The organism is Microcoleus sp. BM001215392, assembly GCF_036700185.1.
Lineage (GTDB): Bacteria > Cyanobacteriota > Cyanobacteriia > Cyanobacteriales > Microcoleaceae > Microcoleus.
The window spans coordinates 1-13335 of sequence record NZ_JAUBOJ010000201.1 but is presented as its reverse complement, the minus strand read 5'-3'; the positions used below and the strand labels follow the sequence as shown (position 1 = coordinate 13335).

General features: G+C 45.8%; 15 protein-coding genes. 7 read left to right on the top strand and 8 right to left on the bottom strand.

Translation table 11 applies throughout. The features are described from left to right. The first annotated feature begins 141 nt into the window (after positions 1-141). From QT974_RS20360 to hisC, 3 genes are read left to right on the top strand one after another with little or no spacing between them, the layout of a single operon-like run. A complete protein-coding gene (locus QT974_RS20360; protein WP_333470241.1) occupies positions 142-996 on the top strand; it encodes an alpha/beta fold hydrolase in 855 nt (284 codons plus the stop codon). After that, positions 993-1706, top strand: a complete 714-nt coding sequence (locus QT974_RS20355) for a glycerophosphodiester phosphodiesterase (protein ID WP_333470240.1) — start codon at positions 993-995, stop codon at positions 1704-1706. Before QT974_RS20360 ends, QT974_RS20355 begins: the two co-directional genes overlap by 4 nt. 51 nt (positions 1707-1757) lie before the next feature. Then, positions 1758-2804 carry a histidinol-phosphate transaminase gene (hisC, locus tag QT974_RS20350; protein ID WP_333470239.1) on the top strand — a complete coding sequence of 349 codons (1047 nt, stop codon included), beginning with the start codon at positions 1758-1760 and terminating at the stop codon, positions 2802-2804. Positions 2805-2943: 139 nt separating this feature from the next. Here the strand turns inward: hisC and QT974_RS20345 are convergent, their stop codons facing one another. From QT974_RS20345 to QT974_RS20310, 8 genes are all read right to left on the bottom strand, one after another. Then, the gene (locus QT974_RS20345) at positions 2944-3426 is read right to left on the bottom strand and encodes a type II toxin-antitoxin system VapC family toxin (RefSeq protein ID WP_333470238.1); all 483 of its coding nucleotides are present in this window, start codon (positions 3424-3426) and stop codon (positions 2944-2946) included. After that, positions 3420-3716 carry an antitoxin family protein gene (locus QT974_RS20340; RefSeq protein WP_333470237.1) on the bottom strand — a complete coding sequence of 99 codons (297 nt, stop codon included), beginning with the start codon at positions 3714-3716 and terminating at the stop codon, positions 3420-3422. Before QT974_RS20340 ends, QT974_RS20345 begins: the two co-directional genes overlap by 7 nt. A gap of 207 nt (positions 3717-3923) precedes the next feature. Continuing rightward, entirely contained in the window at positions 3924-4724 is an 801-nt protein-coding gene (locus tag QT974_RS20335) for a class I SAM-dependent methyltransferase (protein WP_333470236.1), read from the bottom strand. An 84-nt stretch (positions 4725-4808) separates the two neighbouring features. Beyond that, the gene (locus QT974_RS20330) at positions 4809-5516 is read right to left on the bottom strand and encodes a hypothetical protein (RefSeq protein ID WP_333470235.1); all 708 of its coding nucleotides are present in this window, start codon (positions 5514-5516) and stop codon (positions 4809-4811) included. Positions 5517-5604: 88 nt separating this feature from the next. Continuing rightward, entirely contained in the window at positions 5605-7227 is a 1623-nt protein-coding gene (locus tag QT974_RS20325; RefSeq protein ID WP_333470234.1) for a 2-isopropylmalate synthase, read from the bottom strand. 207 nt (positions 7228-7434) lie between these two features. After that, positions 7435-7956, bottom strand: coding sequence for a LabA-like NYN domain-containing protein (locus QT974_RS20320; protein WP_006633075.1), 522 nt, complete (start codon positions 7954-7956; stop codon positions 7435-7437). Positions 7957-8289: 333 nt separating this feature from the next. Next, entirely contained in the window at positions 8290-8934 is a 645-nt protein-coding gene (locus tag QT974_RS20315) for a response regulator transcription factor (RefSeq protein ID WP_333470233.1), read from the bottom strand. 704 nt (positions 8935-9638) lie between these two features. After that, positions 9639-10067, bottom strand: coding sequence for a (2Fe-2S) ferredoxin domain-containing protein (locus QT974_RS20310; RefSeq protein ID WP_333470232.1), 429 nt, complete (start codon positions 10065-10067; stop codon positions 9639-9641). Positions 10068-10329: 262 nt separating this feature from the next. Between QT974_RS20310 and groES the strand changes: the two genes are divergently transcribed. From groES to QT974_RS20295, 4 genes are all read left to right on the top strand, one after another. Continuing rightward, complete coding sequence (gene groES / locus QT974_RS20305; protein ID WP_096828723.1) at positions 10330-10641, top strand: co-chaperone GroES; 312 nt, start codon at positions 10330-10332, stop codon at positions 10639-10641. Between the two features lie 208 nt (positions 10642-10849). Beyond that, entirely contained in the window at positions 10850-12490 is a 1641-nt protein-coding gene (gene groL / locus QT974_RS20300) for a chaperonin GroEL (protein WP_333470231.1), read from the top strand. A gap of 209 nt (positions 12491-12699) precedes the next feature. Then, positions 12700-12882: a DUF6888 family protein gene (locus tag QT974_RS34800; protein ID WP_442933199.1), complete on the top strand. Its 183-nt coding sequence runs from the start codon at positions 12700-12702 to the stop codon at positions 12880-12882. 112 nt (positions 12883-12994) lie between these two features. After that, on the top strand, positions 12995-13335 hold a 341-nt coding region (locus tag QT974_RS20295; RefSeq protein ID WP_333470230.1), incomplete at its 3' end, for a hypothetical protein.

The window sequence follows — 13335 nt, the reverse complement described above, 5'->3', positions numbered from 1 at the left end:
ACTGCCGAAATGCGAGAGCCCCTACAAGTATATTTTCAAAAATGAGATGCACCCCTCTTCAAAAACCAGATGCACCCTCGCATTTTGTCTCTGTTACATCCATTACATCCGTTAAAAAATCCATTGCCGAACTTCTTCTATATGCCTGCACGCCACAGTTTAAAATTACCAGATATCGAACTTTCTTATCTAGAATGGAACTCACAAACAGAGACAGCAAAAGTTCCGCGTTTGCTGCTGCTGCACGGTTTAGCAGATAGTGCGGTGGTTTGGACGAGCTTGGGCAATTACTTGTCCAACCGCTATCATATTGTAGCGCCGGATATGCGCGGCCACGGAGAGAGCGGCAAACCAGAAACGGGTTATACTTTTGCTAGGGCGAGATCAGATTTGGAAGCTTTGATGGCACACCTCAACTGGCCAGATGCTCACATTGTCGGACATTCTTGGACGGGAAAATTAGCATTAATTTGGGCGCGGCAGAATGGCGATCGCATTTCGAGTATGATTTTAGTAGACCCAATCTTCATCAGCAAACTGCCTGCTGTGATGAAACTCACGCTACCAATAGTTTACCGCAAATTAGACTGTCTCAAATGTATGGGCCCGTTCGCAACTTTAGCCCAAGCGGAAGCAGCCGCCAAACAATCGGGAGAATACGCAGGTTGGAGTGAAATGCAACAAACAATCTTCCAAAACCAAATAGAACAAAAATCCGACGGAAGTTGGGGAAGTAAATTTGTAATTCCCGCCAGAAATCAGATATTTATCGAAGTGATGAAAGTTGCCGGTTTAACGGAAAATATAGATATCCCAACTTTGTTCGTACAGCCGGAAACAGGCGTAAATCGCATGGATTGGCAAATGCAGCCCTACAAAACATACTTGCAAAATCTGACAATTGCCAAAGTACCGGGGAATCATTGGTGTTTTTTGACTCAACCGGAAACTTTCAATCAAACCGCGGCAGAATTTTTAGAAGGTCAACAACAGTGAATTTAGAAATTATCGCACATCGGGGATTTTCGGCGATCGCCCCTGAGAACACTTTAGCAGCATTTGAACTCGCGATCGCCCGCGGAGCCGATTCGATCGAATTTGACATCCAACTATCCGCCGACAGCGTGCCCGTGATTTTCCACGACGCCACACTCGATAGAATCACCGGAGTTTCCGGTAAAGTCAGGGAAACCAGCCTGTCAGAATTGCAGACACTCAATGCTGGTAAATGGTTTAGCGATGAATTTTCCGAGCAAAAAATTCCTACCTTAATAGAAGCGTTAGAAATCCTCAAGAATGTTGACAAATTTCTCTACTTTGATGTCAAGCCGCACTGCGAATGGTCGGATGCAGAAGTCGCGGAGTTTGTCAATACTTTGCACCGTGCAGGAATTCAAAAAAAATGCCTTATTACCTCGTTTAGCGACAAATTTCTCGGACAAGTGCGGGGGCTAAATGGCGATTTGGCGATCGGACACATTGTTGCTAATTTAGAAGCATATAAAACTCAATTGTCTCAAGCTGTCGCCCATCGCGATAACTTGATTACCAGCCTGTATCGTGTTTTATTGGAAAACCCCGCACTAATTCCAGAAACCCGCAATCAAGGAGTTGACATTGTAGCGTGGACGGTGGACGATCGCGCAGATATGCAAAAATTAATTGATTTGGGCGTAACTCGGATTGTCACTAATTGTTTGATATAATTTTGCAACCGCAGATATAGGCAGATAAACGCAGATGAACGCAGATAAAATATGAACTACTTTCGCAAAAGTATCCACGAAATGTCCGGTTACGTGCCGGGTGAACAGCCACCGCTAGGCACAAAAATTATTAAACTAAATTCTAATGAAAATCCCTATCCGCCTTCTCCCAAAGCCTTAAAAGTGCTTCAGCAAATAGACCCAGAAATGCTGCGGCGCTATCCAGATCCAACTGGTAAAAGTTTCCGCATCGCCGCTGGTAAAGCTTTGGGGGTTCCTGACGATTGGATTGCGGTAGGTAACGGCAGCGATGATTTATTAAACTTGATAGTTCGTGCTGTAGGCGAAGCTGGAAAACCCGTTGTTTGTCCCTCACCTACCTATGTATTGTACCGCACGCTGGCAGAAATTCAAGATGCAGAATTTGTCGAAGTTCCCTATCCCGATGACTACAAGTTACCCGTAGATTTGCTAATAGCAGCTCAAGGTGCTGTGACATTTATCGCTTCCCCAAACAGTCCGTCGGGAACAGCGATATCTGTGGCAGATTTGGAAAAACTGGCTCAAGATTTATCGGGCATTCTGGTCATTGATGAAGCTTATGTAGATTTCGCCGAAAATAGTGCTTTGGAATTGACAAAAAAGTACAGTAATGTTATAATTTTGAGAACGCTTTCCAAAGGTTATTCCCTAGCAGGATTGAGATTGGGTTTTGCGATCGCAAATCCGACGCTGCTAGCTGAATTAAATAAAATCAAAGACAGCTACAATGTGGATGCTATAGCTTATGCGGTGGCGGCGGGTGCGATCGCAGATTCAGACCACAAAACAGCCAACGCCGAAAAAATCAAGGCTTCCCGATCGCAACTAGCGGTTATATTCAAGGAATTAGGCTTTGAAGTTTGGCCCTCGCAAACCAACTTTTTGTTAGTTAGGCCGCCTAACGGCGATGCACAGAGGATTTATCAAACACTCAAAGAACGGGGAATATTGATTCGATACTTCAATCAGCCGCGATTAGACGATAAATTGCGAATTAGTATAGGTACAGAAGAACAGAATCAAATATTACTTAAAACTTTGAAAGAAATCCTCTAGTTTTAAGTAGGGTGCGTCAGCTACGATTATTTTTGCGACAAACCAACAATCTCACAACTGACGCACCTGACAATAAATGGTGCGTCAAAATCATACTTTCCGCGCTGATTTAAAGTCTCACAACTGACACACCCTACCACTACAAACCATTTGATTGCGGATAATTATTAGGATTGTCGATCGCCAAACCAGCCGACTGAGCAATATTCAGCAATCGATTGTCCGCCGAAACAAAAATTAGTTGAGTATCTGGGATTGATGTTAAAACAGATTGAACCCGCAAAGCAGCCGCCAATTGCACAGCATCATAAGCCCGCAATGGATATTGAACAATCAGTTCACCCGCCCTTTCAGCTAGTGCCTCATCAACTTCAATAACTCTATACCGACTATTGAATTCCGATCTAAAATGTTGAATAAGTCCAGCAACTTCTTCAGCATTTATACCGCCTTCACGCTGTCTTCGCGCAAAAGCACTCAGAACTTCCACCCAGGTAATCCGCACCACAAGCAGCGAGTTACCTGTCTGGGAATCCGTGAGAGTCTTGATCCAAGGGCTGCCAATTTCAACTACATATCTTTTGATGAGGGCGCTGCTATCCAAAAAATAAAGGTTTACCACGGGCCGCGATCCTCGATAATCATTTCAGACAGAGGCTTTCCCGGTTTTCCCCCTAACCTTTTAGCCAATTCATACACATCATCATCAGTTACGGCTTCGACATTCTGGAGAGTGTTAGGTAATGGAGTCACCAATCCTCGATCGACTAAAAACTGGATTGCCAATTCGGCCTGCTTTTTTGGATCGTCAGGCCAGAGTTGAATCCGCACAGTTTCCCCATCTTGGAAAGACACAGAACTCAAGGGACGAAAAACCCCGTTTTCGTACACAGCAGCAATAGTTTCTGGCATAATTAGCCTCTTAATTAAATGCTTAGACTTATTGTACTTCTTTTATAGTTGGAAGTAGGGTGCGTCAGTTGTGATTATTTTTGCTACAAACAAACAATCTCAAAACTGACACACCTGACAACAAATTGTGCGTCAAAATGATACTTTCGACGCTGATTTAAAATTTCAAAACAGACGCACTCTACCACTTCTTGTACTTCTTTTTAACTACTTCGTGGCCACCACGGCCAAATTCCAAGCCAACCGCTTCATCAAAGGCAACTTCTTCAAAAACCCATCCAACCCTTCCAACCGAGAGTATTCCGGATTCAATCTTTCTTGTTCAAGAATAATCTTCTTCCAATAACGCTCATCATTCGGATGCACTTTTTCGATCAAATAAAAGCGCAAAAAAATCCACAGCGCCGTCAGCCAAAACGTATCGTAAGCCGTCTTTGAAAACAAAGAATCGACAAACTTGACAATATTAATATCCAAAGGAGTTTCATCCTCAGTTCGCACCTCAGTCGCCATCCTGCGGTAAACATTAATCACCGGATTGTGCTTCATCGGGTCCCAAAAACAAGCTTTGCCACCCGGTTTCAGCACGCGGTGCATTTCGCGAATCGCTTTTTCGGGTTCCGGCAAATGGTGCAGCAAATTGGAAGCGTAAACAATATCAAAACTGTTGTCAGGGAAATCTAGCGCCATTGCGTTGACAGTGCAACCTTCTATTTTGACACCGTTTTTTTCTGCCAATTTCAGCGCCACATCTACCATGCCCTGAGAATAGTCTGCTGCCACGCAATTAGCGCCTTTCTTCGCAAAATAAACGCTATTTTCTCCGGCGCCACAGCCTAAATCTAACAGGCGTTTTCCTGTGATATCGCCTATTTGCTTGAGGATAAATCTATTTTCTGGGGCGGTGCAAGCTTCAAAGTAATCGTTGACGCGGATGCCGTCAACGTCGATTGTTGAAGCCCAAGCATCGTGGAATTGTCGCTCTTTTTTTAAGGTTTCGTCTTGCATTTTATTTACTATTGATTATTTATCTATTTGATTTACTGGGATTAGTTGTAACTTATTCGTGTCTTCTGGATCGGAAGTTTTTGATCAGTCATAAAGCTCCGCATAAAATTCGGACTCTAATTTAGCAAGAGGTTCTAATTTCGATCGCGTCCACTTGTTTGTACCAGATTTTGCCAATTGATTAACTCGCTGCAAGCAGCCTTTTAAAATTGGTACAAATTCTTCCGTCTTCAATTCTTTGTTACCAAGCTCGTAACTGCTATTTTTACTTTCTGGCGCGCAGTTGTATTCTTTAATCGCTGACTGTAGCTGCTCGTAAATAGGATCGCTCGGTTGAATGGGTATCCTTGGAGTCGGAGAAGGTCTATGACTGCGAGCTGACCATCTTACAGCAAGTTCCGCACCAAATTCTTCTTGTAGTTTTTGTATAGGTTCTAAATCTTCCTTTCTGATAGTTTGCGTTTTTCGATATGTCAATATAAGCTTACTCAAGTCATCCAGATAATCAAATAAAACCGCTCCAAATTCATAGCGTGTTATCTCTATATTAGATAGAAAATAAGTTGCTAAGAGACTTGTTTTAGAAAGGCAGTTGAATTTTGTGTCTACGAGTTTTAAGCTTATGTAAGCCCAGTCAGTAGGTTTGACTATTGGATTCGGCTCAGTTGTCGTCACAGTCTGTGGAGTAGGTAGAGGTTCGCTCTCAGCCTTAGCAGCATCTGGCACTCCAACTAAACCGTAGCTCAGAATTGCTGCGATCGACAACAATAAATGTACCCAAGATTTACCCATTTCCCATCATCTCCTGGTACTTTTACAGTAGTAGGGCAAGCAATGCCCGCCCTACAAATTAACTGAAAACTGGTAAAGAATTGGTAATTTAAGACTGAGCTGCTGTTGCAACTTTCGATGCTTTACCTACGGTAGATTCCTGCTGTAATGCGACGTAAAGGCGATTTAGGGCGCTGATGTAAGCTTCTGCGGAGGCGACAATAATGTCGGTATTTGCTGAGTGGCCGGAAAATACTTTGCCTTCGTGGCGCAAGCGAATTGTTACTTCGCCGATCGCATCTATGCCCGCTGTTACCGATTGTACAGAAAACTCGATCAACTCGTTCGGTACGTTTACCACGCGGTTAATTGCCCGGTAAATGGCATCTACAGGCCCGGTGCCGATCGCCGCATCGGTCAATTCTTCCCCCGCCGGATTCCGCACGGTAACGGTGGCTGTCGGCCGCGATTTGTCGCCGCAGGAAACCTGTACTAATTCTAACCGGAAAAGTTCGGGAGCTTGGTGGACTTCGTTATTGGCGATCGCCTCCAAATCCCAATCGGTAATCTCTTTTTTCTTGTCTGCTAAATCTTTAAATTTGACAAAAGCCTTATTTAGCTCATCGTCGGCCATTTCAAAACCCAACTCTTTCAAGCGAGTGTGAAAAGCGTGGCGCCCCGATAATTTACCCAGCACGATTTGATTTTCGGTTAAGCCGATCGACTCAGCATCCATAATCTCGTATGTCAGCTTATTTTTCAGCACCCCGTCTTGGTGAATTCCCGACTCGTGAGCGAAAGCATTTGCTCCCACAATCGCCTTATTTGGCTGCACCAACATCCCCGTCAAATTGGAAACCAAGCGCGATGTTTTGTAAATTTGGCGCGAGTCAATATTGGTCAGTGGCTCATCAGAATCAGCCTCTCTTCCTAGGAACGGATTAAAATATTGACGCCGCACGTAAAGCGCCATTACCAACTCTTCCAGAGCCGCATTTCCGGCGCGTTCGCCAATACCATTAATCGTGCATTCCAATTGTCGGGCGCCATTTTTCACGGCTTCCAAAAAGTTAGCAACGGCCAATCCTAAGTCATTGTGCCCGTGAACCGAAATGATTGCGCGATCGATATTCGGCACATTTTCTTTAATTCCCCGAATCAAAGCCCCAAACTCACTCGGAGTCGTGTAGCCGACAGTATCGGGAATATTAACAGTTGTGGCACCTGCGGCGATCGCCCTCTCCAGCACCTGATACAAAAACTCCGGATCTGAACGACAAGCATCTTCCGGCGAAAACTCCACATCTTCGACAAAAGACTTAGCATAAGCCACCATTTCCGGCACAATTTCCAGAACCTCAGCCCGCGTCTTTTTCAGCTTGTATTCCAAGTGAATATCAGACGTAGCCAGAAACGTATGAATTCGCGCATTGGCGGCCGGTTTCACAGCTTCGGCTGCTGTTTTAATATCCGGCTTGCGCGCCCTGGCTAAACCGCAAATTGTCGGCCCATCTTCCGTCCCAACACTCCGAGCAATTTTTTGGACAGCCTCAAAATCTCCCGTGCTAGTGAAAGGGAAACCTGCTTCAATCACATCCACACCCAATCGCGCTAGCTGGCGGGCAATAGTCAGCTTTTCGTCCACATTCAAAGATGCCCCCGGAGATTGTTCTCCGTCCCGCAAAGTCGTATCAAAAATAATAATCCGGTCTTGACTTGGTTGAGTTTTCATAGCTCTCAAAAAGTGTTCTCCTGAATTTTACTTGTCCGCTGTTGGTGGCACTTAGCCCCCAGTCACCAGTCTTATGTTTCGCGCCCATAACCAATAATTAATAACCCATAACCCATAACGCCTGACTAATGACTGATGACTAATAACTAATGATTAATGAAATCGGACTGGTTCCCTGTCAACTGTCAACTGTCAACTGTCAACTGACTAATAATCCATTTTCTCGATATGTTCCCGAATTTCATTTAGGTCTATATACCTATCAGTAGCATTTCGCAATTCTCTAGCAATCATTCCTTCGGTGGATACCACAGTAATATGAGTATTTTTCGATCGCAGTAGCTCGATCGCCCGCTCAAAATCCCCATCTCCGCTAAACAGCACAACTTGGTCGTACTGATCCACCGTATTAAACATATCAACCACAATCTCTATGTCTAAATTAGCTTTTTGAGAATATCTGCCCGAAGCATCATCGTAATATTCCTTAAGAATCTTAGTGCGAACCGTGTAACCCAGACTGATCAAAGCATCTCGAAATCCCCTTTGATCTTGAGGGTCTTTCAAACCTGTGTACCAGAAAGCATTGATCAAGATGACATTCGGCTGCGAAGTTTTGAAATATTCGAGCACCCTGCGTGGATCAAAAAACCAGCCGTTCTTTTGTTGAGCGTAGAACATATTGTTCCCGTCAACAAAAATAGAAAGGCGGTTCATTAAGTTTGTCATAGAACTTAGACCTAATAATTGTAGAAAGAAGTTAATCTAAATATCACATTTTAGCAATATGGAGCTAACTGAGGCAATAGATTAAACTTCAGAAAACTCCATCCCCCCAGTATTTCATATTTTCGGCTCTACCGCCAGAGGGCTCTTTTAGGGGTGCTTGCATTCGATCGACCAACCTTCAAAAACCCGACCCTCAGTAACTTGGTAGAGGCTGTGGTGTCAAGTTTAATGGGGATCGAAACTACCACGCCAACCACCCTACCGCCCAGCAGGCATACCGAATCGGATTGCAGTATTTTTTTCTCCCCTAATTTCACAGCATAGAGCCTAAACTCAAGCCTTTTTGCTTTCTAGGGCCCAGCGAGCTAGCTCTGTCCGGTTATGCAGACCTGTTTTGCCCAGCATATTGCTAACGTGGCTCTCTATAGTGCGCTGGCTGACATTCATCACGTCTGCGATCTGGCGGTTTGCCATACCCTGCGCTAGCAACTGTACCACCTTTAACTCAGTGGGAGTCAATTCGACATTGCGGCGCGCCTTAATTTTCGGGCCGCTCTCAATACCTGGATTTGAGTGACGAATCAAGCGGGACGCTGCTTTTAGAGAAGATTCTACTTGGGCTACCAGTTCTTCTGGTTCAAAAGGCTTGACTATATAAACATCAGCTCCAGTGCTCAAGCCTTTTACTCGGTCTGAGCTTTGACCTTTGGCGGACAAGAAAAGAACTGGAATCCAGTTCGTGCGCGGGTCTTCTCTGATGTGTTTGACTAAAGTGTATCCGTCCATTTCCGGCATCATCACATCACAGATGATCAAATCCGGGACTTCTTGTTCGAGTTTTTCTAGAGCGTGTCTGCCGTTTTCTGCTGTAATAACGTTGTAACCCCGAAACTCCAAATAATCCTTGACTAGCAAGATTAAGTTCGGGTCGTCGTCAACCAGCATCAGCCGCTTTTGCTCTCCTGAATTGTCCTTCATATTTGTTCCCGCTACATTACCCCGCACAATTTCTTGTTTTTACTTTAGTTTTTTTGGGCTTCCCTCGCTGATACCGATGCCCGCTTGATGGGGGACGGCTTTCAGCCAGTGATGCTGTGGCGCTGACACCGAATGCGGGGCGGGTGTTACCGCTTCCTTTGGCAGCGATTGGGCGAAAGTTTGTAAATATCTTGTCACTAGGAACAAAGCCAAAACCTGTGACGGACGATCGCCCGATCGATCCTGACGATCTAGCTTAATTTAACAAAAATTAACTCCCGAGTAACTTGTCATGGATGATGTTGTCAGCCTTTGACTTGTGGGAGACGCCAGCTCGATAGCATGGCGCGAGATATTTAATCTGCTGATGTTCAATGGCCCGTTGATGCCCGGGTTTTAATTGGTACTTTTGATATAGAAAAATTTAAAGACTCCCTACTTACGTATTTAACTACTTCTAGTGTAGTTTGGCAAACCGCCTGATGTCCGCTACTGAGAAACTTTTGGGGAAACTGTCGGCGCACGAGCGATCGAACTTGACAAATGCACCTCCTCAAAAACTACCTCGTTACCAGCAGGACTACCACAGACAAGCAAGAAACTACATTTGTTCGAGCGCGACCCTAGTGCACCGGTGCCCTCAAATTTACAACATTAAACTTAACACCTTACAGATCGCGCCGTACTTTTTGACGGCGCCACAGTTAAATGTCAGCTTTCGAGTTCGCTGGTTCCGGCAAGGGATGAGTTAAAAAAGCATATTCTTCAACCACCATCGAGCCGATCAGATGTTCCTGAATAATTCTCTCGATCGCCTCCGGTGTCACGTCTCGGTACCACACTCCGTCTGGGTAGACTACCATAATCGGACCGGACGCGCACACTCGCAGGCAGTTGGCTTTCGTCCGAAAAATGCAGCTCGGCCGATCGGCAGTTGGCTTGTCCAACCCCAATTCTTGCAAGCGTTTTTTTAAGTAATTCCAAGCCACCAGACTGCTTTCTCGATCGCAACACTTGGGCACGGTTTGGTCGGCACAAATAAAAATATGCCGTTCAATTCGATCGATTCCCAGGCTTTGGACGCAAGCGCTCAAGCCTTGGCTGCAAGATTCATCCTGGTTATTTTCAGACATCTTATTTATTTGTCAACACTAATTAATTGGCGGTCGAAAGTCCTCACCACTGTTCCCCACTCTCCCCCTCTCCCAGTCTCCCCCACTCTTCATCGGTTCGGGAACCCGTACAGACAGATAAGTTGCGATCGCCCCTGAAGAAAGCTAGATTAGCACTCAGGAGTCGAGAGTGCTAATATGTCAGTTGTAAGCAGTCGGCTGTTGCTTTGATAGCGACCGCAGACGGCCCACAGACTAGGAACTGTAATCTGGAGATTTATTTATGGCAGCAGTATCACTGAGTGTTTCTACCGTTAAACCGTTAGGCGAGCGCGTGTTCGTGAAAGTAAGCGCTAGCGAAGAAAAAACCGCCGGCGGCATCCTTCTACCCGACACAGCTAAGGAAAAGCCCCAAGTAGGCGAAGTCGCGGCTGTAGGGCCCGGCAAGCGTAATGACGATGGTCAGCGCGTTGAAATGGAAGTCAAAGTCGGCGACAAAGTTCTCTACTCGAAGTACGCAGGTACCGACATCAAACTCGGGACTGACGAATATGTCTTGCTAGCAGAAAAAGATATTCTCGCGATCGTTAACTAATTAATCGTTAGTCAGCAGTCAGCAGTCATTAGTTTAAAGCGAACGCCGCCAAACAACTAATGACACAAGACAAATGACTAAAGTTAGGAGTCAGCAGTCAGCAGTCATTAGTTTAAAGCGAACGCCGCCAAACAACTAATGACACAAGACAAATAACTCGCCATCCCTCCCCAATCCAAAATCTCAAACCCTCTCATCCCCAAAAACTATGGCTAAGCGCATCATCTATAACGAAAATGCACGTCGCGCCCTCGAACGCGGTATGGACATTCTCGCCGAAGCAGTCGCCGTTACCCTCGGCCCCAAAGGACGCAACGTCGTTCTCGAAAAGAAATTCGGAGCTCCTCAAATCGTCAATGACGGCGTAACCATCGCCAAAGAAATCGAACTAGAAGATCACGTCGAAAATACAGGCGTTGCTCTGATCCGTCAAGCCGCCTCCAAAACCAACGACGCAGCAGGCGACGGCACCACAACAGCTACCGTTCTGGCTCACGCAATGGTCAAAGAAGGCCTGCGGAACGTCGCAGCCGGCGCCAATGCGATCGCCCTCAAGCGCGGTGTAGACAAAGCAACCGGCTTCTTGGTCGAAAAAATTGCCGAACACGCCAAACAAGTAGAAGATTCCAAATCCATCGCTCAAGTCGGCTCAATCTCTGCTGGTAACGACGATGAAGTCGGCCAAATGATTGCTAACGCCATGGACAAAGTGGGCAAGGAAGGCGTAATTTCCCTGGAAGAAGGGAAGTCTATGACCACCGAACTCGAAATCACTGAAGGGATGCGCTTCGACAAAGGCTATATCTCTCCTTACTTTGTCACCGACACCGAACGGATGGAAGCGATTCTAGAAGAACCCTTCATCTTGCTGACAGACAAGAAAATCGGCTTGGTACAAGACTTAGTACCAGTGCTCGAGCAAGTCGCTCGTTCCGGCCGCCCGCTGTTGATCATTGCAGAAGACATTGAGAAAGAAGCTTTAGCTACTCTCGTTGTCAACAAACTGCGCGGTGTGTTGAATGTAACTGCTGTGAAAGCACCTGGTTTTGGCGATCGACGCAAAGCCATGTTAGAAGATATCGCCGTATTGACCGGCGGTCAACTGATCACCGAAGACGCCGGTTTGAAACTGGAAAACACCAAGCTGGACATGATCGGCAAAGCTCGCCGCATCACCATCACCAAAGACAGCACTACAATTGTTGCCGAAGGTAACGAAGCCGCTGTCAAATCTCGCTGCGAACAAATTCGCCGTCAAATGGACGAAACCGAATCTTCCTACGACAAAGAAAAGCTGCAAGAACGTTTGGCTAAATTGGCCGGCGGCGTTGCAGTAATCAAAGTCGGCGCTGCTACCGAAACCGAAATGAAGGATCGCAAACTGCGTTTGGAAGATGCGATCAACGCCACCAAAGCTGCTGTCGAAGAAGGCATCGTTCCTGGTGGCGGTACAACTTTGGCTCACCTGACTCCTCAATTAGAAGAGTGGGCGAACGCCAATCTGAAGGGCGAAGAATTGACCGGTGCATTGATTGTTGCCCGTGCTTTGGCTGCTCCTCTGAAGCGGATTGCTGAAAATGCTGGTTTGAATGGCGCTGTGATTGCTGAGCGCGTCAAAGAAAAGCCATTCAACGTCGGTTTCAACGCAGCGACAAATGAGTTTGTCGATATGTTTGAAGCTGGTATTGTTGACCCTGCGAAAGTAACTCGTTCTGCTTTGCAAAATGCCGCATCTATTGCCGGCATGGTGCTGACAACCGAGTGCATCGTCGTTGACAAGCCTGAACCCAAGGAAGGCGCTGCTGCTGGCGGTGGCGGCGGCATGGGCGGCGGCGACTTCGATTATTAATCGATAGTCGATCGTTCTTATGGGGCGGGCTTTCGGGCCCGCCCTGTTATTTTGGTAACGGTTTTTAGCATAGGCATAACTTTAACTCTGAAGGGAAATTAACTAAACGCACAATCCATAAGGCCTTGTGCCTCTGTACTCAAACGCGAGCGAGGTTATATACCCAAAAACCTAACCCTGCGTGACCGTTAAAAAACAGAGGAGTTAAAATGAACCTGCCAACTGCTGAACAAAGCATCAAGTGTGTCATACTATGTCAATCCTTAACCAATAAATTCACCACCCCTGTTTTCATCTGCCTAGACGAGCGAACAGGTAATCTATTTATACGGTCAGGAGATAATATAGAGATAGAAATCGATCGCGATGGTTCTTTGTTAGACAAAAATTAGAGCAACTGAAGACGAGTTAGCTCTAAAAAAGCGATCGCCCCTTGCCTGAAATGGTGAGGGATTTTTTTTCTGCGATACAATCAAGACAGCACTTAAAAATCGTGATTGAAACATGGTAACAAGCTTAAATGTATTGCAATCCCAACCATCTAGCCAATTGAAAGTGACACTCCTGTTAGAAACTCTCTCATCAGGACAGGTTTCTGGTTCTGTTTTCGAGTTTCCGCACTGTCGAGTTGAAGCAGCAACTCGGGAAGAAGCCATTACCCAACTTCAAACCACATTGTTAGAAAGACTTAAGCATATTGAAGCTATTTCCTGGGAAGTACCGATTCAGGCTTCAGAACCCACCTGGATGCAATTTGCGGGTGTGTTTAAAGACGATCCAGATTTTCAGGAAATTATGGACGAGATTCGTGCCGAACGTACCTCTGACGATGACTCTGAAATCGA